This is a genomic window from Providencia sp. UF-183 (genome assembly GCF_058246155.1).
On the sequence record NZ_JBSICD010000003.1, the window covers coordinates 97135 to 117983 of the forward strand.

16 protein-coding genes are annotated in these 20849 nt (G+C 42.3%); 12 read left to right on the forward strand and 4 right to left on the reverse strand.

Annotated elements, in window-relative coordinates:
* Positions 1–47: 47 nt before the first annotated feature.
* Positions 48–1187 (forward strand): molecular chaperone DnaJ, encoded by a 1140-nt coding sequence (gene dnaJ, locus AC4IFT_RS03405; protein ID WP_219245687.1) that lies wholly within the window; start codon positions 48–50, stop codon positions 1185–1187.
* A 64-nt stretch (positions 1188–1251) separates the two neighbouring features.
* Here dnaJ and AC4IFT_RS03410 read toward each other — a convergent pair whose 3' ends face one another.
* The gene (locus AC4IFT_RS03410) at positions 1252–2652 is read right to left on the reverse strand and encodes an amidohydrolase (RefSeq protein WP_490750631.1); all 1401 of its coding nucleotides are present in this window, start codon (positions 2650–2652) and stop codon (positions 1252–1254) included.
* A 76-nt stretch (positions 2653–2728) separates the two neighbouring features.
* Positions 2729–3577 (reverse strand): EamA family transporter, encoded by an 849-nt coding sequence (locus AC4IFT_RS03415; protein ID WP_490731656.1) that lies wholly within the window; start codon positions 3575–3577, stop codon positions 2729–2731.
* Positions 3578–3969: 392 nt separating this feature from the next.
* On the opposite strand from AC4IFT_RS03415, the gene nhaA reads away from it, so the two are divergent.
* Both nhaA and nhaR read left to right on the forward strand, forming a co-directional pair.
* Positions 3970–5145: a Na+/H+ antiporter NhaA gene (nhaA, locus tag AC4IFT_RS03420; protein WP_490750632.1), complete on the forward strand. Its 1176-nt coding sequence runs from the start codon at positions 3970–3972 to the stop codon at positions 5143–5145.
* Positions 5146–5338: 193 nt separating this feature from the next.
* Positions 5339–6256, forward strand: coding sequence for a transcriptional activator NhaR (gene nhaR, locus AC4IFT_RS03425; protein ID WP_490731660.1), 918 nt, complete (start codon positions 5339–5341; stop codon positions 6254–6256).
* Between the two features lie 57 nt (positions 6257–6313).
* On the opposite strand, the gene rpsT is transcribed toward nhaR, so the two are convergent.
* Positions 6314–6574 (reverse strand): 30S ribosomal protein S20, encoded by a 261-nt coding sequence (gene rpsT / locus AC4IFT_RS03430; RefSeq protein WP_219245692.1) that lies wholly within the window; start codon positions 6572–6574, stop codon positions 6314–6316.
* A 589-nt stretch (positions 6575–7163) separates the two neighbouring features.
* On the opposite strand from rpsT, the gene ribF reads away from it, so the two are divergent.
* The 9 genes from ribF to AC4IFT_RS03475 all read left to right on the forward strand — a co-directional run bounded on the left by ribF (position 7164) and on the right by AC4IFT_RS03475 (position 20079).
* Positions 7164–8102: a bifunctional riboflavin kinase/FAD synthetase gene (ribF, locus tag AC4IFT_RS03435; protein ID WP_219245693.1), complete on the forward strand. Its 939-nt coding sequence runs from the start codon at positions 7164–7166 to the stop codon at positions 8100–8102.
* Between the two features lie 28 nt (positions 8103–8130).
* Positions 8131–10941, forward strand: coding sequence for an isoleucine--tRNA ligase (gene ileS, locus AC4IFT_RS03440; RefSeq protein ID WP_490750633.1), 2811 nt, complete (start codon positions 8131–8133; stop codon positions 10939–10941).
* Positions 10941–11444, forward strand: coding sequence for a signal peptidase II (gene lspA, locus AC4IFT_RS03445; RefSeq protein ID WP_219245695.1), 504 nt, complete (start codon positions 10941–10943; stop codon positions 11442–11444). The genes ileS and lspA overlap by 1 nt, the downstream gene beginning before the upstream one ends.
* Before the next feature lie 83 nt (positions 11445–11527).
* Positions 11528–11998, forward strand: coding sequence for an FKBP-type peptidyl-prolyl cis-trans isomerase (gene fkpB / locus AC4IFT_RS03450; RefSeq protein WP_490750634.1), 471 nt, complete (start codon positions 11528–11530; stop codon positions 11996–11998).
* Complete coding sequence (ispH, locus tag AC4IFT_RS03455) at positions 11979–12932, forward strand: 4-hydroxy-3-methylbut-2-enyl diphosphate reductase (protein ID WP_490731667.1); 954 nt, start codon at positions 11979–11981, stop codon at positions 12930–12932. Before fkpB ends, ispH begins: the two co-directional genes overlap by 20 nt.
* Positions 12933–13222: 290 nt before the next feature.
* The gene (dapB, locus tag AC4IFT_RS03460) at positions 13223–14044 is read left to right on the forward strand and encodes a 4-hydroxy-tetrahydrodipicolinate reductase (protein ID WP_490750635.1); all 822 of its coding nucleotides are present in this window, start codon (positions 13223–13225) and stop codon (positions 14042–14044) included.
* A gap of 445 nt (positions 14045–14489) precedes the next feature.
* Positions 14490–15653, forward strand: coding sequence for a glutamine-hydrolyzing carbamoyl-phosphate synthase small subunit (gene carA / locus AC4IFT_RS03465; protein WP_490750636.1), 1164 nt, complete (start codon positions 14490–14492; stop codon positions 15651–15653).
* A gap of 13 nt (positions 15654–15666) precedes the next feature.
* Entirely contained in the window at positions 15667–18888 is a 3222-nt protein-coding gene (gene carB / locus AC4IFT_RS03470) for a carbamoyl-phosphate synthase large subunit (protein ID WP_490750637.1), read from the forward strand.
* A 165-nt stretch (positions 18889–19053) separates the two neighbouring features.
* Positions 19054–20079: a MerR family transcriptional regulator gene (locus AC4IFT_RS03475; RefSeq protein ID WP_490750638.1), complete on the forward strand. Its 1026-nt coding sequence runs from the start codon at positions 19054–19056 to the stop codon at positions 20077–20079.
* Between the two features lie 32 nt (positions 20080–20111).
* On the opposite strand, the gene AC4IFT_RS03480 is transcribed toward AC4IFT_RS03475, so the two are convergent.
* Positions 20112–20786, reverse strand: coding sequence for a DedA family protein (locus AC4IFT_RS03480; protein WP_490731677.1), 675 nt, complete (start codon positions 20784–20786; stop codon positions 20112–20114).
* Between the last annotated feature and the right edge of the window lie 63 nt (positions 20787–20849).

Here is a 20849-nt window from a genome sequence, read left to right on the forward strand (position 1 = left end):
GCGTTGAGGGAACTCTGCGCCCGTTCCGCATGTTAAGGGTAAATTAAATGGCAAAAAGAGACTTTTATCAGGTTTTAGAACTTGAAAAGAATGCTTCAGAAAAAGACATCAAAAGAGCGTATAAGCGCTTAGCAATGAAATACCATCCTGACCGTAATCAGGATAATAAAGATGAATCTGAAGAAAAATTTAAAGAAATTAAAGAAGCTTACGAAGTTCTTTCCGATGAGCAAAAACGCGCTGCTTATGATCAATATGGTCACGCCGCGTTTGAACAAGGCGGAATGGGCGGCGGTGGCGGCTTCGGCGGTGGTGCTGACTTTAGCGATATCTTTGGTGACGTCTTCGGTGACATTTTCGGAGGCGGTCGCAGACAGCAACGCCCAAGCCGTGGCTCTGATCTGCAGTACAACATGGAATTGACTCTTGAAGAGGCTGTCCGTGGAGTGACCAAAGAAATTCGTATTCCAACGCTAGAAACCTGTGATGTGTGTCATGGTAACGGTGCGAAACCGGGAACCAGCGCGGATACATGCTCTACCTGTCATGGTATGGGCCAAGTTCATATGCGCCAAGGCTTTTTCTCGGTACAACAACCTTGCCCAACCTGTCATGGTCGCGGAAAAGTGATCAAAGACCCATGCAACAAATGTCATGGTCATGGCCGTGTTGAAAGATATAAAACACTGTCAGTGAAAATTCCAGCAGGTGTTGATACGGGTGATCGTGTTCGTTTGTCTGGTGAAGGTGAAGCAGGTGAGAACGGTGCTCCAGCAGGAGATTTATTCGTTCAGGTTCATGTATTGCCTCATAACATTTTTGAGCGCGATGGTAATAACCTGCACTGCGAAGTACCAATCAACTTTGCCGATGCAGCATTGGGCGGTGAAATTGAAGTACCAACCCTTGATGGCCGTGTGAAACTGAAAATCCCAGCGGAAACACAAACTGGCAAAATTTTCCGTATGAAAGGAAAAGGCGTGAAATCAGTGCGTGGTGGTCTGCAAGGTGATTTGATGTGCCACATTGTTGTAGAAACACCGGTAAAACTGAATGAGAAACAAAAAGCGTTACTCAAAGAGTTTGGTGAGTCCTTAGGTGGCAAGAGCGGGGAAAAAAATAGCCCACGTTCGAAAAGCTTCCTAGATGGCGTGAAAAAATTCTTTGATGATTTAACGAATAAATAAGTGTTAATCATTCTCTAAATTAGAATGGCTGGTCTGTGAAATACAGAACCAGCCATTTTTTATATTATTTAACCACTTCCCCACTGGCGATAACCGTTTCGCGTACTTTGTTTGCAAAGTCTTGTGCTTCTTGAATAATCACTTTTTCATCTGCGGTGAGTAATTGGCGGTCTTGCATCAAAACTTTACCGTCCACAATGGTATGACGAACATTGGCGCCATTCGCCCCATAAACGAGCGCGGCATATGGGCTATACATAGGCACCATGTTTGGTGATTTAGTATCAATTACAATAATATCTGCAAGTTTGCCTGTTTCAAGGGAGCCTAATTTGTCTTCCATATGTAGGACTTTGGCAGAGCCTTTGGTGGCTAGCTCGACGACAGTAAGTGGTGGCATTGCCGCTCGGTCTTTGTTCTCCAGCTTATGAATTTTACCGACCAAATTGAGCTCATTTAACGTCGTTAGAGTATTACTCGACATTGGGCCATCCGTTCCTAACCCTACACGGATACCTTTTTCTAACATGGTGGTGACAGGTGCAACGCCTTTTGCTGATTTGGTGTTGGCACTGATATTATGTGCGACACCGACATCGAATTTTTTCAGCAAATCCATGTCTTGTTCATTCACCATAATGGCATGTGCGGCAATGACTTTGTTATTCAGTGCGCCAATATCCGCCATGTACTGAACGGGGCTCTTTCCACCAGTTCGTTTCGCGATTTCTTCTTGTTCGCGATCAGTTTCGGCTAAGTGGATCATCACAGGAACATCGAGTTCTTGAGATAACTTTGAAATTTGCTGTAAATGTTCAGTTGAGTTTGTATAAGGGGCGTGTGGGGCAAAAGCGGGTGTTATGCGAGGATGACCTTTGTATTGATTAATAAAATTCACTGCGTATTGAATGCCTTCATCTGCGTTTTTCGCATCAGCAACAGGAAACTGGATGACTGACTCGCCTAAAACGGCTCTTAAGCCAATTTTGTCTACTGTTTTAGCCACTTCGTCTTCAAAATAATACATATCGACATACGTTGTGACACCGCCTTTAATCATTTCAACATTAGCAAGATTTGCCCCAACACGGACCATTTCACGGCTTACCATCTTACTTTCTAGGGGAAATATATAACGGTGTAAGCGATCCGGGATATCGTCTGCTAGCGAACGAAAAACAGTCATTGAAGCGTGAGTATGGGTATTAATCAGGCCAGGCATGACAATATCGCCTTCAACATTTAATACCTTTGGAGCTTGGTAATCTTTAGTCAGTTCAGGGCCACCGACAGCAATGATTTTATTTTCTTTAATAACCACAGTGCCGTTTTCGATAACCCGATTTTTAGCATCCATCGTTAAGACAGTACCATCAACAATCATAATATCCGCAGGTGTGGCTGAAAAACTGGCAAAAGAAGCCGTCATTGTTGCGAGGGCTAATAAGGATTTTGTAAAAGACATTGTTACCTCATATCTAAATGAAAAATCAGTTTTTATTTTTTATAAAAGGCTCGAGCATACTTGGCGAGAGCACTAATTAACTGCTGAGCTTGGCAAGTAAAACACCGGATAAAATCACCAAGCAGGCTAAGATTCGTATCAGATTGAATTTCTCTTTTAAAAATACAATCGAAAGAAACATTGCAAACAATACACTGGTTTCTCGGATTGCTGCCACCATGACGATAGGAGCTTGGCTCATGGCCCAAATAGCGATGCCATAGCTCACTAGCTGCATTAGTCCACCAAAGAGTCCTGAGCGCCAATATTGCTGTATACCTAGCACTAATGTACCGCGGTATTTGAGAATGCCAGAAATGGTTAAAACAATACCATTTAATAGAAATAACCATAGTGTATAGACCACCGGATCGTCACTGGCTCGAGCACCATGTCCATCTGAAAGCGTGTAGCAGGCAGTAAAAAAGGCGGTGCATAATGCAAATGTTAGCGCTTTTCCTTTGATATTTAATTTAAATTTTCTTCCAGCAAAAGCAATCAGTAAAACACCACCAATAATGAGCAATATGCCAATGAAACCCATCAATGGGATAAATTCATTGAATAATAAGGCACCAAGTAATGCGGTTATCAGCGGCGCAGAACCGCGTGAAATTGGGTAAATTTGGCTCAAATCACCGTGTGTATAGGCTTGGCTTAAAAAGTAGGTGTAGCCAATGTGGAACAAAACCGATAATGCCAACCAGTGCATTGCTTCGGGAGAGGGTAAGCCTAACCAAAATATCGCAGGAATGGCTAATACACCCGAAAAAAAAGAAATCATCACGAGACCAAAAAAACGGTCATTACCAAATTTAACTAAGGCATTCCAACTTGCATGGCAAAAAGCAGCAAAAAGGACGGCTAATAATACGTAAGTGGTCATAATTTAAGAATAAAGATTATTTTTTGTTTGAAAAATAAAGAAATTTTTTTTTGCGAAGCGCTTTGCAAAATGGTTGTAACTTAGTCTCCCACATTAAAAATTATTGCGAAACCCTTCGAACAGAAAAAATGGATGATTGCGACAAGAACATCAAAAAATGTAAATTAGAAAAAACGAGAAAAAGTTGAATTTATAAAGTCACTTTTTTAAAAAATTTATTATTTGTTTTTATAAAAGTTGTCTATAGTGAAATTAACGTTTCTTTATCATTTTGAGTGATCTCTAACCTGAATAGATCGTTAATTCCGAGTTTTAATGGATAAATAAACGATTTTTTACGAATTAATAATTAGCATAATATTAACATTCAAAAAATATTGAGGTTAAAAGAAATGACAGCAATTATTCGTAAATTTTTAAGGTTAGAAGCAGCAGGGGGCTTACTCCTGATTATTGCTGCCATAGTTGCTTTGATTATGGCCAATACGCCATTACAAGGTGCTTATCAGCAATTTTTAGCGATCCCTGTGTCGATTAAAATTTCAGACTTCGGGCTAGATAAGCCATTAATTTTATGGATTAATGATTTCCTAATGGCTATTTTTTTCTTAGTCGTGGGTCTTGAAGTTAAACGTGAATTATTGGAAGGATCCCTCGCGGGTCGTGATAAAGCCATATTTCCAGCAATTGCAGCATTAGGTGGGATGATTGCACCTGCGTTAATTTACCTGCTTTTTAATGGTGGAAATGAAATCACTCAACAAGGTTGGGCAATACCCGCGGCAACAGATATTGCATTTGCTTTAGGCGTTATGGCTTTATTAGGTAAGCGCGTACCCACAGAGTTAAAGGTCTTTTTATTGGCGTTAGCCATTATTGATGACCTTGGTGTTATTGTGATTATTGCCTTTTTCTATACAAGTTCTGTTTCAATGATTGCGCTAAGTTTGGCTGCGTTATGTATTGCAATATTGGTCACAATGAACTGGCGCAAAGTGGAAAATACAGCAGCTTATTTAGTTATAGGGCTGATATTGTGGGTGTGTATATTAAAATCAGGTGTTCATGCAACATTGGCGGGAGTTATTGTTGGTTTCTTAATTCCATTACGGGGTACAAACCAAACAAAACCTTCTGAAGAGCTTGAGCATGTCTTACATCCGTGGGTTGTCTATTTAATTTTGCCTATTTTTGCATTTGCAAATTCGGGTGTGCAGTTACAAGGTGTGACTTTTGATGGGTTATTAAGTCCATTGCCACTAGGTGTTGCTGCAGGGCTGATATTTGGTAAGCCAATTGGTATTTTCTTATTTAGTTGGATTTCGGTAAAACTTGGTTTTGCGAAATTACCAGAGCCGATTAATTTAAAGCAAGTTTTTGCCGTTTCAGTGTTATGTGGGATCGGTTTTACTATGTCTATTTTTATAACCGGACTCGCATTTGATGGTATGGATGAGGTATATAGTACTTACTCACGCCTAGGTATTTTGATTGGCTCGACAGTTGCAGCGCTACTTGGTTATTTTATGTTAAGGGTAGTCTTACCGAAGCAAAAACAATTAGTATGAACTAGAGTTATAAAGTAATTTAGTTAATTATTAGTAAGAATTTCCGAACTAATATTCTATGATATACCGTGGTGTGTCTTTTGATGGGTACACTACGGTATACATAATAAAAGCTCCTAAGTCGTGGAGTACAGGTAGATATGTATGGTGAATAGCACCAAAGGTTGTTATTGACGGTACAAAAGGAATCGATATGCGGGTTTCACATTTAAATTTTAACCATCTTTACTACTTTTGGCATGTATGTAAAGAAGGCTCTGTCGTTGGGGCAGCAGATGCACTTTACCTGACTCCTCAGACTATCACGGGGCAAATAAAGGCGCTAGAAGAGCGCTTAGGTGGTAAATTGTTTAAGCGGCAGGGGCGCGGTTTGGTACCTTCGGAACTTGGGCAACTCATTTTTCGCTATGCAGACAAAATGTTTATGCTCAGCCAAGAAATGCTAGATATCGTCAATTACAGCCGAGAATCCAATTTGTTATTTGATGTTGGTGTCGCTGATACATTATCTAAGCAGCTAGTTAGCCGAATTCTAGAAACGACAGTTGTCGAACATGAGCAAATTCATTTGCGCTGCTTTGAATCAACCCATGAACTGCTATTAGAGCAATTAAGCCAACATAAATTGGATATGATTTTATCGGACTGCCCTGTTGATTCGTCTCAGCAAGAGGGGTTATTTTCTGTCAAACTGGGTGAATGCAATATGAGCTTTTTTTGCCGTCAGCCAATACCGAAAAAACCATTTCCTGAATGTTTAGAAGAACGCCGTTTACTCATTCCTGGAAGGCGTTATCTATTAGGTCGGCATATCTTAGCTTGGATACGCAATAAAAACTTACAAGTAGAAGTCTTAGGTGAGTTTGATGATGCTGCATTAATGAAAGCATTTGGGATGCATTATAATGCTATTTTTGTTGCACCTTCACAGTATACACCTGACCTTTTAGGTGGTGAGGATATTGTAGAATTGGGGCGATTAGAAAATGTAAAAGAAGAATATTACGTTATTTTTGCAGAAAGAATGATCCAGCATCCAGCAGTGCAGCGAGTTTGTAATAAAGATTTTTCAGAGCTATTTTCTGTGCCATTTGATAGGCTTGAGCAATAAATTGAATAAATAAAAAAACCGGCCAAGGCCGGTTTTTTTAGCTAATCAAGAAGCAAATTACATTGCTTTGATTTGAGCAACTAAGTTAGCTTTATGACGTGCTGCTTTATTTTTGTGGATCAGGCCTTTAGCGGCGTGACGATCAACAATAGGTTGCATGTCATTAAATGCTTTCTGAGCAGCTTCTTTATCGCCAGCAGCGATAGCAAGGTAAACTTTCTTGATAAAAGTACGTACCATAGAGCGACGGCTAGCGTTGTGCTGACGACGTTTCTCTGACTGAACGGCACGTTTCTTAGCTGATTTGATATTAGCCAAGGTCCAACTCCCAAATGTATTCTATTGAGGACAATTCAAAGGTCGAGGAATATGCCCTTTCGCCCTGCATTTGTCAATGGATTTGTGCAAATAAACATCGTGTACTTCGATGTTCATGCGCTGTGAATGGTGCAAGATTCTATCAGCAAATATGAGAAGAATACAGATCTTAGCGTGAAAAAATGCGTAATTGATGTTAGAAAATTAAAAACAATTACAATAGAAAAAAAATTTAGCCCATCAATCAGAGGGTAGTATGATATTTGCTCGTGAATTGATTGCTTATTAATCGTAAAATATGTTTAGCTATAGGCACTGACGAGAAAACGATAAAAATTGAATATTTTTAGAGACCTCGGAACAAATTTGTTGTATTGATAATCCATTGGTTATCCCAACTTTTTTTGATACCTATGCCTAAGCGCTCATATTGAGTAGCATTATGGTTTATTGTTCACGTAAAATGACCGCTAATTAGGTCGTGTAGCGATCAAAAAAATAGGGTTTAATGAAACCTTTTGCGAACTAAGGTTAACCTTATGCGTCGTACAAGGTATAATCCTGCAATTTCCTCGGTATTGAGCCTGTTATGGAGCTAATTCGCGGTATACAGAATATCCGGGCGTGCCATCATGGTTGCGTGCTGACTATTGGTAATTTTGACGGTGTCCATCGTGGGCATCAGGTGTTGCTACAAAATTTGAAACTCAAGGGTAAGGAACTTGGCTTGCCCACGGTTGTGATGATTTTTGAGCCACAACCCCTTGAATTCTTTATTGGTGACAAAGCGCCTGCGCGTTTGACACGCTTAAGAGATAAAGTGAAATACCTCGCAGACAGCGGTATTGATTATCTTCTCTGTGTCGAATTTAACCAGCACTTTGCCTCTTTAACACCGACTGAGTTTGTCTCTGATTTACTTGTTGACAAGTTAGGGGTGAAATATCTCGCCATTGGTGATGATTTCCGATTTGGAAAAAATCGCATGGGGGATTTTGCATTTTTGCAACAAGCCGGTGGAGAGTTCGGTTTCGAGGTGGCAGATACAGAAAGCTTTTGCGATTCAGGTCTTCGTATAAGTAGTACCGCCATTCGAAAGGCAATTCAAGATAACGACCTTGAGTTAGCAGAGAATCTATTAGGGCATGCTTATCGTATTAGCGGACGAGTGGTTCATGGCAACCAACTTGGCAGAACAATAGGTTTTCCGACGGCAAACCTACCGTTAAAACGTTTAGTCACACCTGTCACCGGTGTGTATGCTGTAGAAGTTTACGGTTTAGGTGATAAACCTCTACCGGGTGTGGCGAATATCGGCACACGACCGACTGTATCTGGAAAAGGAACGCAGTTAGAAGTTCATCTGATTGATGCCACTATGGATTTATATGGGCGTCATATCGATGTAGTGTTACGTAAGAAATTGCGTGATGAGCAGCGGTTTGCTTCGTTGGAAGCGCTTAAGGAGCAAATTGCTAATGATGTAATTGCAGCAAGAGAATACCTCACTGCAATAGGAATCAGATAATTTAGCGGAAAATTGGAACTGAGAATCGATGAGTGACTATAAAAATACCCTGAATCTACCAGAAACAGGGTTCCCAATGCGTGGCGATCTCGCTAAACGCGAACCACAGATGTTAGAGCGCTGGTACAAAGAAGGTTTGTATCAGGCAATCCGTAAAGCAAAATCGGGCAAGAAAACGTTTATTCTGCACGATGGTCCTCCGTATGCTAACGGCAGTATTCATATTGGTCACTCAGTTAACAAAATTCTCAAAGATATTATTATTAAATCCAAAGGGTTAGCGGGTTATGATTCCCCGTATATTCCTGGTTGGGATTGCCATGGCTTACCGATTGAACACAAAGTTGAACAAATCGTTGGTAAACCAGGCGAAAAAGTTTCTGCCGCTGAATTTCGTGCACAATGCCGTCAATATGCTAAAGAGCAAATTGAAGGCCAAAAAGCTGACTTTATGCGCCTTGGTGTATTGGGTGAGTGGGATAAACCTTACTTAACCATGGATTTCAAAACGGAAGCCCACATCATCAGAGCGTTAGCAAAAACCATTGCAAACGGCCACTTAGTGAAAGGTGCTAAGCCTGTTCATTGGTGTACCGCATGTGGTTCTTCACTGGCAGAAGCCGAAGTTGAGTATTATGACAAAACTTCACCATCTATCTACGTTCGCTTCCCAGCGGTAGATAGCAAATCTGTGTGTGAAAAATTTGGTGTCACGAGTGATAAAACGCCATCACTGGTTATTTGGACAACAACACCGTGGACATTGCCTGCTAACCGCGCAATTTCGTTGAATCCTGAATTCAAATACAACTTGGTGCAAGCGAATGGCGAATTAGTCATTTTAGCGGCTGACCTTGTTGAAGATGTGATGAAAACTGTCGGCATCGACGCTTGGGAAGTTTTAGGCGAATGTGAAGGTTCTGCACTTGAATTATTACGCTTCGAACATCCATTTATGGGCTTTGATGTTCCTGCAATCTTAGGTGACCACGTTACATTAGATGCGGGTACAGGTGCGGTGCATACTGCGCCAGGCCATGGTCCTGAAGACTATGTAGTCGGCCAGAAATACGGCTTAGAAACAGCGAACCCAGTTGGGCCGGATGGTTGTTTCTTACCAAATACCTATCCAACATTGGATGGCGTGTTCATTTTTAAAGCTAACGATTTGATTGTTGAGCTGTTAAATGAAAAAGGTGCGTTGCTGTATAAGAAAGCGATTACCCATAGCTACCCATGCTGCTGGCGTCATAAAACCCCAGTTATTTTCCGTGCGACACCACAATGGTTTATTGGCATGGACAAAAATGGCTTACGTGAACAATCTTTGAAAGAAATTGATATTGTTCAGTGGATCCCAGGTTGGGGACGCGCACGCATTGAGTCAATGGTTGAAAACCGCCCTGATTGGTGTATCTCTCGCCAGCGTACTTGGGGTACTCCGATGTCTTTGTTTGTTCATAAAGATACCGAAGAGCTGCACCCGCGTACGTTAGAATTAATGGAAGAAGTCGCTAAACGTGTTGAAGTTGATGGTATTCAAGCGTGGTGGGATCTCGACCCTGCTGAATTACTGGGTGATGAAGCCGAAACTTACCGTAAAGTACCAGATACGCTAGATGTTTGGTTTGACTCAGGGTCTACGCACTTTGCTGTGGTTGATGCACGTCCTGAATTCCATGGCAATTCAGCTGACATGTACTTGGAAGGCTCTGACCAACACCGTGGCTGGTTCATGTCCTCATTGATGCTATCAACGGCAATGAAAGGCAAAGCGCCATATCGCCAAGTGTTAACGCACGGTTTCACTGTGGATGGCCAAGGCCGTAAAATGTCTAAATCATTAGGCAACACGGTGAGTCCACAAGACGTAATGAACAAACTGGGTGCGGATATCCTGCGCTTATGGGTTGCTTCAACGGATTACACAGGCGAAATCGCTGTTTCTGATGAAATCTTAAAACGTGCTGCGGATTCATATCGTCGTATTCGTAACACCGCACGTTTCTTGTTGGCAAACCTTAACGGTTTCAATCCAGAAACGGACATGGTGAAGCCAGAAGATATGGTGGTGTTAGACCGCTGGGCAGTAAGCCGTGCGCTTGAAGCACAACAAGAAATCACTAAAGCGTATGATGAATATGACTTCTTGTCCGTTATTCAGCGTTTAATGCATTTCTGTTCTATCGAAATGGGTTCATTCTATCTGGACATCATTAAAGACCGTCAATACACAGCGAAAGGCGACAGCTTAGCCCGCCGTAGCTGCCAAACGGCTCTGTACCATATCGTTGAAGCGTTAGTGCGTTGGATTGCCCCTGTTCTTTCCTTCACTTCAGATGAAATCTGGAATGAGTTACCGGGTAAACGTGCTCAATTTGTTTTGACCGAAGAATGGTATAACGGCTTATTTGGCTTAAATGAGTCAAATGAAATGAATAACAGCTTCTGGTCTGAACTGCTAGCGGTTCGCGGTGAAGTGAATAAAGTGTTAGAGCAAGCGCGTACAGATAAACACATCGGTGGCTCATTAGAAGCTGCGGTAACGTTGTATGCAGATAAAGACTTAGCGAATAAACTACAAAGTTTAGGTGATGAGCTGCGTTTCGTTCTGCTGACTTCTCAAGCGACTGTCGCGGATATTGCAGCGGCGCCTGCTGATGCGCAAGAGAGTGAGCTAAAAGGCCTTAAAATTGCCTTTAGTAAAGCAGAAGGCGAAAAATGCCCTCGTTGTTGGCATTATGCGAGCGATATCGGCTCATCAAGCGAGCAACCAGAAATTTGTGGTCGCTGTGTGACTAACGTAGCCGGTGACGGCGAATCGCGTAAGTTTGCTTAATGAAGACACCTATTTGTTCTACTGGCTTGCGTTGGCTATGGTTGACCATCGTGATTATCGTGGCAGATCTAGGAATAAAGCAGTTAGTGCTAAAAGACCTAAATCTGTACGAACCACATGCTGTAATGCCTTTTTTCAACATTATGTACGCGCAAAATTTTGGTGCGGCATTTAGTTTCTTGGCTGATGAAGGTGGCTGGCAGCGTTGGTTCTTTGCGGGTATTGCGGTGGGGATCTCCATTATTTTAATGGTAATGATGTATCGCCAAAGCGCGCAAAAACGCTTATCCAATATTGCTTACGCATTAATTATTGGCGGGGCAATTGGCAATCTTAGTGATCGACTGGTTCATGGGTTTGTTGTTGATTACCTTGATGTTTATGTCGGTAATTGGCATTGGCCAACATTCAACCTAGCTGACATGGCAATTTGTATTGGCGCTGCTTTAGTTATTTTTGAAGGTTTTTTACCTGAAAAGCCAAAGCAGGAAAAAGCAAAATAAATTGGTAGTACAATAGGTTACAATGTAATAACACACAGCCCAGATTTTCTGGGCTGAATTTTATGACAAAATAGGTTTGGTTTATGTCTACTCAAATACAGGCTCAGAGCGCAGTTTTACTGCATTTCACATTGAAACTGGAAGATGGCTCTACAGCAGATTCTTCACACGCACAAGGAAAGCCTGCGTTGTTTGTGTTAGGGAATGATTCATTATCACCTGAACTTGAGGCTGAACTCATAGGGCTTAATGAAGGTGAAAAGAAAAACTTCTCATTACCCGGTGAGGCTGTTTTTGGTAAACATAACCCTGATTTAGTTCAGTATTTTTCATTGCGAGATTTTATGGATACTGGTATCCCTGAAATTGGGACTATCATGTTATTTACGGCAATGAATGGCAGCGAAATGCCGGGTGTAGTAAAATCAATTGAAGGTGAGTCTATCACTGTTGATTTTAATCACCCACTCGCTGAGCAACAAATTAGCTTTGAAATTGAAGTGCTTGAAGTAGACCCGCAATTGGAGAATCACAATGCAAATATTAATGGCTAACCCTCGTGGTTTTTGTGCTGGTGTTGACCGCGCAATTAGCATTGTAGAAAGGGCATTAGAACTTTACGGCGCCCCTATCTATGTTCGTCATGAAGTGGTTCATAACCGTTATGTTGTTGATGATTTGCGCCAGCGTGGTGCTATTTTTATTGAAGAAATTTCTGAAGTGCCAGATGGCTCGATCTTAATTTTCTCAGCTCATGGTGTGTCCCAAGCTATCCGTCAAGAAGCGCGTTCTCGCGATTTGACCATGCTATTTGATGCAACATGCCCGTTAGTCACTAAAGTGCATATGGAAGTCGCTCGTGCAAGCCGTAAAGGCAAAGAAGCGATTTTGATTGGTCATGCGGGGCATCCTGAAGTGGAAGGGACAATGGGGCAATATAGCAACCCTGAAGGTGGCATGTACCTTGTTGAAAGCCCTGAAGATGTTTGGAAATTAAAAGTCAAAGACGAAAATAATTTATCGTTTATGACACAAACTACTCTTTCCGTTGATGACACTTCAGATGTCATTGATGCATTGACTGCGCGCTTCCCAAGCATTGTTGGGCCACGTAAGGATGATATTTGCTATGCAACAACCAACCGCCAAGAAGCGGCGAGAGAGCTGGCTGAGCGTGCCGATATCGTGCTAGTGGTTGGCTCAAAAAACTCATCAAACTCGAATCGTCTCGCTGAACTCGCATCAAGAATGCAAAAGCCTGCATTTTTGATTGATGGCGCAGAGGATATTAAAACCGAGTGGTTAACGGATAAAAACATTATTGGTCTAACTGCAGGGGCATCGGCACCTGATATTTTAGTTCGTCAAGTCATTGATAGACTTAAAGAACTTGGTGCTAATTCTGTTGTCGAGCTACAAGGCCGAGAAGAAAATATTGTTTTTGAAGTGCCAAAAGAATTGCGCGTAGAAGTTAAAGAAATTAACTAATACATAGCCATATACTGTTCAAAGGGCCATTTTACATCATCAAAGTGGCTCTATCCTGTTTCTATTTCCGATCTTCCTTCCCTATTTTTCTTATCATCAACACTTTTTCTGATAATTAGTCTGTGCTCTACGTTTTTGTTAATAACTGTCGATTAATACTGGCAGAATCTCACTATGATGGTTAATCTGTAACGCAATAATGAGTTAAATTTCCCGCGAAAAAATTGATATTCGTTTGGGATAACAGTTTAAATTTAGTCAGTTGCATCAATAATGAAAAAGGATGAACCATGGTAAATTCAGTGGTACGTGTTGCTATTGTCGGCTCAGGTGGTCGTATGGGGCGGCAGTTAATTCAAGCTGCACAACAACAAGATGGCATTCAATTAGGCGCTGCTATTGAGCGAGAAGGTTCCTCACTGATTGGCGTGGATGCAGGCGAGCTCGCGGGGGTTGGCAAGTTAGGCGTTTATATTACGGACTCCCTTGATAAAGTCGTTGATGATTTTGATGTTGTTATCGATTTCACTCGGCCCGAAGGCACTCTGCATTATTTGGCATTTTGTAAAGCAAACCAAAAAGGGATGGTTATCGGGACAACAGGTTTTGACGAACAAGGTAAACAAGCCATTGCTGATGCAGCAAAAGTCATCCCAATTGTTTTCGCTGCCAACTTTAGTGTTGGTGTTAACTTGGTGCTTAAATTACTCGAAAAAGCAGCAAAAGTGATGGGAACGTATACGGATATTGAAATCGTGGAAGCTCACCATCGTCATAAAGTTGATGCGCCATCGGGTACGGCATTAGCAATGGGTGAATCTATCGCGGGTGCATTAGGGAAAGATCTAAAAGACTGCGCAGTCTATAGTCGTGAGGGTTACACTGGTGAGCGTGAAGCAGGCACTATCGGTTTTGCAACAATTCGTGCTGGAGATATTGTTGGTGAACACACTGCGATGTTCGCTGATATCGGTGAACGCGTGGAGATCACACACAAGGCATCGAGCCGCATGACATTTGCAAATGGCGCTATTAAGGCTTCTTCTTGGGTTTTTGCCAAAAAATCTGGGTTATATGATATGAAAGACGTACTTTGCCTTGATGATATTTAGTTTTTAAATTTAAAAAAATCATTATAAATCAATTTTATAATTATAATTTATTGGTTTATAATGATTTTGATTATTATTTTATATTAAATCATTTTTTATAGTTGCTTTCCTCGATTTAACTGACTTTTCCTCGTGTTAATTTCCCTTTAATCTCAATCTAAGCTGCGTTATTATCAAATATACAGTTATCTTACTTAGCAACCGTTTACTTGTTCATATTGGCTATCAATTATGGTAGTCACGTGGATTAAATTAGGGTTGATCGCTATAAAAGTAAGATAAAAGTGTAAAAAATGCATTTTTTTCTAGACAAGACCCTATCTCATCATTAGAATGCGCGCAATTTGCCAAAAATTTGCTTAAAAACTCATTTTGGCATTGATTTAGATCGCAAAATCTGAATTAATATGCAAAAAACGTGATTTATTATTCTCCGGAGGGTGTTTTGATTAAGTCAGCTATATTGGTTCTGGAAGACGGAACCCAATTCCACGGGCGTGCCATCGGTGCTGAAGGGGCCGCAGTTGGAGAAGTCGTTTTCAACACGTCAATGACCGGATATCAAGAAATAATTACAGACCCTTCCTATTCCCGCCAAATTGTTACTCTCACCTATCCCCATATTGGTAATGTCGGCACTAATGCTGATGACGAAGAATCTCCAAATGTTCATGCACAAGGCCTAATCATTCGTGACTTACCATTGGTTTACAGTAACTTTCGCGGGCAAGAAGGGCTATCTGAGTATCTGAAACGTCACAACGTTGTGGCAATCGCAGATATCGATACACGTAAATTGACCCGTTTGTTGAGAGAAAAAGGGGCGCAGAATGGGTGCATTATTGCGGGGGATAACCCTGACGTGGCATTAGCGCTAGAAAAGGCCCGCCATTTCTCCGGCCTTAATGGGTTAGATTTGGCAAAAGAAGTGTGTACCAAAGAAGCATATAGCTGGACTCAAGGCTCATGGACGTTAGAAGATGGGCAACAAGGTGCAAAATCGCCGGAAGAGCTGCCACTTCATGTTGTCGCATATGATTTCGGCGCAAAACGCAATATTCTGCGTATGTTAGTTGATCGTGGTTGCCAGCTAACGGTTGTCCCTGCGACAACACCAGCAGAAACGGTGCTTGCGATGAATCCAGACGGCATTTTCCTGTCCAATGGCCCTGGTGACCCAGCCCCGTGTGATTATGCAATCAATGCGATTAAAACCTTCTTAACGACAGATATTCCTGTTTTTGGCATCTGCTTAGGGCACCAGTTATTGGCTTTAGCAAGTGGTGCAAACACGCTGAAAATGAAATTTGGCCATCACGGTGCAAACCATCCAGTTAAAGATTTAGATAACGATGTCGTTATGATCACGGCACAAAACCACGGTTTCGCGGTTGATGAGTCAACATTACCCGATACATTGCGTGTGACACACAAATCTCTGTTTGATGGAACTTTACAGGGTATTCATCGCACGGATAAACCTGCATTTAGTTTCCAAGGACACCCAGAGGCAAGTTCTGGTCCACATGATGCAGCAAGTTTGTTCGATCATTTCATTGATTTGATTAACGAATATCGTCAAACCACACCAAGTCAAAACGCACAATAATCGGGAGCAAATCATGGCAAAGCGTACAGACATAAAAAGCATTCTGATTTTAGGTGCGGGCCCGATTGTTATCGGTCAGGCATGTGAGTTTGATTACTCAGGTGCTCAAGCTTGTAAAGCCTTACGTGAAGAAGGCTATCGCGTCATTTTAGTTAACTCTAATCCTGCAACGATTATGACTGACCCAGAAATGGCCGACGCAACCTATATCGAACCAATTCATTGGGAAGTGGTGCGTAAAATTATCGAAAAAGAACGCCCTGATGCGGTTTTACCGACAATGGGTGGCCAAACAGCACTAAACTGTGCGCTTGAACTGGAGCGTAAAGGGGTTCTTGCTGAGTTTGGCGTTACCATGATTGGCGCAACAGCAGATGCCATTGATAAAGCAGAAGACCGTCAACGCTTTGATAAAGCAATGAAAAAAATTGGTTTAGGTACTGCGCGCTCAGGTATTGCCCATAACATGGAAGAAGCCTACGCCGTTGCAGATGACGTGGGTTTCCCATGTATCATTCGTCCATCATTTACCATGGGCGGTACGGGTGGTGGTATTGCGTATAATCGCGAAGAGTTTGAAGAAATTTGTACGCGTGGTTTAGATTTATCACCAACCAACGAATTATTAATCGATGAGTCATTGATTGGTTGGAAAGAGTACGAAATGGAAGTTGTCCGCGATAAAAATGACAACTGCATTATTGTCTGCTCAATTGAAAACTTTGACGCCATGGGGATCCACACGGGGGACTCCATTACTGTCGCTCCAGCGCAAACTCTGACCGATAAAGAATACCAAATTATGCGCGATGCCTCGATGGCGGTGTTGCGTGAAATCGGTGTCGAGACAGGCGGTTCAAACGTTCAGTTTTCAGTTAACCCGAAAGATGGGCGCTTAATTGTTATTGAAATGAACCCACGGGTTTCTCGTTCGTCAGCACTGGCTTCTAAAGCGACAGGCTTCCCAATCGCGAAGATTGCGGCGAAACTAGCCGTCGGTTACACCCTCGATGAACTGATGAATGACATCACTGGTGGACGTACACCTGCTTCATTTGAGCCTTCCATCGACTATGTTGTGACTAAAATCCCGCGCTTTAACTTTGAGAAATTTGCAGGCACCAACGATCGTTTAACCACGCAAATGAAATCGGTGGGTGAAGTGATGGCGATTGGTCGTACTTTCCAAGAATCGATGCAAAAAGCGTTACGTGGCTTAGAAGTGGGCGCCACAGGCTTTGATCCAAAAGTTGAACAAGATGATCCTGAAGCACTCACTCGCATTCGCCGTGAATTAAAAGATGCGGGTGCAGAGCGAATTTGGTTTGTTGCCGATGCATTCCGCGCCGGTTTGTCCGTTGATGGCGTTTTTAACCTAACCAATATTGACCGCTGGTTCTTAGTGCAAATTGAGGAGTTGGTTCGCCTAGAGGAAGAAGTTGCAGAGCTAGGTATCAATGGCTTAAGCAAAGATTTCTTACGCGTATTAAAACGCAAAGGATTTGCGGATGCACGTTTAGCGAGCTTAGTCGGTGTATCAGAGGCCGAATTACGTAAATTACGTCAAGGCTATGATTTACACCCAGTTTATAAGCGTGTTGATACCTGTGCGGCTGAGTTTGCAACAGACACGGCTTATATGTACTCCACGTATGAAGATGAGTGTGAATCAAATCCAAACCACGATAAACCAAAAGTGATGGTACTAGGTGGTGGGCCGAACCGTATTGGTCAAGGGATTGAGTTTGACTACTGCTGTGTGCATGCCTCACTTGCATTACGTGAAGATGGTTATGAAACCATCATGGTTAACTGTAACCCAGAAACCGTTTCAACGGATTACGACACATCTGACCGTCTCTACTTCGAACCTGTTACCCTCGAAGATGTACTCGAAATTGTGCGTATTGAGCAGCCAAAAGGGGTGATTGTGCAGTATGGCGGCCAAACTCCACTTAAATTGGCGCGTGCGCTTGAGGCCGCGGGTGTTCCCGTAATTGGAACGAGTCCAGATGCAATTGACCGTGCAGAAGACCGTGAACGTTTCCAACAAGCGGTTAATCGTTTGAACCTAAAACAGCCGCAAAATGCGACGGTAACAGCGATTGAACAAGCTGTTGAAAAAGCAGCAAGTATTGGTTACCCGCTGGTTGTTCGTCCATCTTACGTTCTTGGTGGTCGTGCGATGGAAATCGTGAATGATGAAATCGACCTGCGCCGTTATTTCCAAACCGCAGTCAGTGTTTCTAATGATGCGCCAGTGCTGCTTGACCGCTTCTTAGATGACGCCGTTGAGGTGGATGTCGACGCAATTTGTGATGGCGAAATGGTGCTGATTGGCGGGATCATGGAGCATATCGAGCAAGCGGGCGTTCACTCGGGTGACTCTGCATGCTCATTGCCCGCTTATACACTTAGCCAAGAAATTCAGGATGTCATGCGTGAGCAAGTTCGCAGCTTAGCATTCGAACTACGTGTGCGCGGCTTAATGAACGTCCAATTCGCGGTTAAAAACAACGAAGTGTATTTGATTGAAGTGAACCCACGTGCGGCACGAACTGTACCGTTTGTGTCAAAAGCAACAGGTGTGCCTTTAGCGAAAGTCGCTGCCCGTGTCATGGTTGGTCAAACATTGACTCAACAAGGTGTGACGAAAGAAGTCATTCCACCTTACTATTCAGTCAAAGAAGTGGTTCTGCCATTTAACAAGTTCCAAGGTGTTGACCCAATTCTTGGCCCTGAAATGCGTTCAACGGGTGAGGTCATGGGGGTTGGTCGTACATTTGCAGAAGCGTTTGCTAAGGCGATGTTAGGTAGCAGCTCAACCATGAAAAAATCGGGTCGTGCGCTTTTATCAGTACGTGACGGTGACAAAACTCGCGTTGTGGATTTAGCGGCGAAATTGCTAAAACACGGCTTTGAGTTAGATGCTACACATGGTACAGCGATTGTCCTTGGTGAAGCAGGGATTAACCCGCGCTTAGTCAACAAGGTGCACGAAGGTCGCCCACATATTCAGGATAGAATTAAAAATGGTGAATATGATTATATCGTGAATACAACCGCAGGGCGCCAGGCGATAGAAGACTCGAAGCTTATCCGTCGCAGTGCATTGCAGTATAAAGTTCACTATGACACGACGTTAAACGGTGGTTTTGCAACCACAATGTCACTGAGTGCAGACCCAACTGAAAAAGTGATTTCAGTCCAAGAGATGCACGCGTTGATTAAGTAATTAACGTGTATTGAATTGAGCCCCAGCGGTAATCTGCCGACTGGGGCTTTTTTTGTCATATATTGCTTGAAAGGCTGTGGCGCAAAAAATTAAAAAAATGCAAAATGCCCATTGACTCTCACGTTACGTGAGGTCGTAACCTCAGTCGCACTTACAGGAGGAACTATGCTATTTCAAGTGGGTGAAATTGCGGAAAAAACAGGATTAACCATCCGAACGCTTCATCATTATGAGGAAATTGGCTTATTGCTTCCAACTGCAAGAACCGATGCAGGTTACAGGCTCTATAATATGCAGTGCATTGAACGTTTAACTCAGATTCAATTGCTGCGCCAAGTTGGAGTCAAACTGAAAAACATCGGTGAAATACTGGATGGTCAGAGTGGGGATATGGCAAGCCTTCTGCAAGAACGGATTGCTTTGTTAACCGAACAAATGCAGCAAATAGCAACATTGCGTTTTCGGTTGGAGCAACTCCAAAAGCAAATGCAAGTGGGCGATCCCTTAACTCAGACTGATTGGTTCTCTGTATTGGAGATGATGACGATGTTTGATAAATATTTTACACCGCAAGAGCTAGAACAATTACCGCTATATACGGCTCATACGTTGAAAAACCAAGAATGGCAACAACGAGTGCTGGCGGTGAGCGAGTTAATGCAACAAGGTGTAATGCCTCAATCGATTGAAGCACAACGGCTCAGCCATGAATGGATGACTGCATTGGAAAGAGACACGGGAGGCAACCCTGATTTCTTTGCAAGGCTGAATAAAATTCATTTAACTGATAATGCGTTAGCGAATTCATCAGGTATTACTGAATCTATGATCCAATTTGTTGCGCAGGGGTTTAGTGAGTATCAATTAGCGCTATTTAGGCCTCATTTAACAGAAGAACAGTTTGCATTTGTGCGCCAACATTATTTTTCTGCAGGGCAAGTTTGGCCTGAACTTATTGCAGGTCTGAATAACGCATTAAAAATACATAAATCTCCAGATTCCCCTGAAGTACAATCATTGGCTCGTGTATGGTTAGATATGTTTAATCAATTTACGGGTGGTGACCCAGAACTTCAGGAAAGGATCCGTACGATTTATCGGGAAGAGCCTAAAATATCCCAAGGAACTTGGATGACAGCGGAAATAGGGCAATATTTGTTTTCTGCGGTGAGTATTTTGATGGAAAAATGATGCTTATGGCCGCAATGTTGCGGCCATAAATATTAGTTCTCTTTATTACCACTTAATGCTTTGCGGTGTTTCCAATACATCACAATGGAACCAATCAACCCACTGATTAATAAGATAACAGGAATGATCATTAACGCGCTAATGACAACTTGCTCATGCTCTTTCACAAAAGGAATTTGGTTCAAGGCATAACCTAAAGAAACAATAATACCAACCCATAGAAGCCCACTTAGCCAGTTGAAAAACTGAAAGCGGCGGTGGCTCAATTCGGACAGCCCTGCCAGTAACGGTAATAGGGTACGAACAAAGGCTAAAAAACGGCCAATAAGCAGAGCGTATAAACCTTGCTTATTAAACATATTGTTTGCTTTTGTATGATATTCCTCAGGAATTTGGGCTAGCCAACGCTTGACCATTTTGGTTTCACTGAGCCATCTACCTTGCATAAAGCCTAACCAGCAACCCAGACTCGCCGCTGTAGCAAGTAATAAAATGGTTGGAATAAAGTGTAAAACACCTTTGGCGATTAATGCGCCAGAAAGGATCAACAAGGTATCTCCAGGCAGAAAAGCTGCGGGAAGAACCCCATTTTCTAAAACGATAACAACAAAAAGTACGGTATAAATAACCCAAAGTACTTCGGGGTTGGAGAGTTTTAGGAAATCGTGATCCCAAAGTGCCAATACGATTTCGCGTAGGACTTCCATAATCATTCCTGTATTTGTCTAAATGCGAATTTCTTTATTTATATTACAGGAAAAAATAAGATT

Coding starts and splice junctions, on each gene's coding strand:
- AC4IFT_RS03410 (WP_490750631.1), bottom strand. CDS start 2,652: ATGTCTTTTACAAAATCCTTATTAGCCCTCGCAACAATGACGGCTTCT.
- AC4IFT_RS03475 (WP_490750638.1), top strand. CDS start 19,054: ATGCTATTTCAAGTGGGTGAAATTGCGGAAAAAACAGGATTAACCATC.
- ribF (WP_219245693.1), top strand. CDS start 7,164: ATGGAGCTAATTCGCGGTATACAGAATATCCGGGCGTGCCATCATGGT.
- lspA (WP_219245695.1), top strand. CDS start 10,941: ATGAAGACACCTATTTGTTCTACTGGCTTGCGTTGGCTATGGTTGACC.
- dapB (WP_490750635.1), top strand. CDS start 13,223: ATGGTAAATTCAGTGGTACGTGTTGCTATTGTCGGCTCAGGTGGTCGT.
- nhaA (WP_490750632.1), top strand. CDS start 3,970: ATGACAGCAATTATTCGTAAATTTTTAAGGTTAGAAGCAGCAGGGGGC.
- nhaR (WP_490731660.1), top strand. CDS start 5,339: ATGCGGGTTTCACATTTAAATTTTAACCATCTTTACTACTTTTGGCAT.
- fkpB (WP_490750634.1), top strand. CDS start 11,528: ATGTCTACTCAAATACAGGCTCAGAGCGCAGTTTTACTGCATTTCACA.
- AC4IFT_RS03480 (WP_490731677.1), bottom strand. CDS start 20,786: ATGGAAGTCCTACGCGAAATCGTATTGGCACTTTGGGATCACGATTTC.
- carB (WP_490750637.1), top strand. CDS start 15,667: ATGGCAAAGCGTACAGACATAAAAAGCATTCTGATTTTAGGTGCGGGC.
- ispH (WP_490731667.1), top strand. CDS start 11,979: ATGCAAATATTAATGGCTAACCCTCGTGGTTTTTGTGCTGGTGTTGAC.
- ileS (WP_490750633.1), top strand. CDS start 8,131: ATGAGTGACTATAAAAATACCCTGAATCTACCAGAAACAGGGTTCCCA.
- AC4IFT_RS03415 (WP_490731656.1), bottom strand. CDS start 3,577: ATGACCACTTACGTATTATTAGCCGTCCTTTTTGCTGCTTTTTGCCAT.
- dnaJ (WP_219245687.1), top strand. CDS start 48: ATGGCAAAAAGAGACTTTTATCAGGTTTTAGAACTTGAAAAGAATGCT.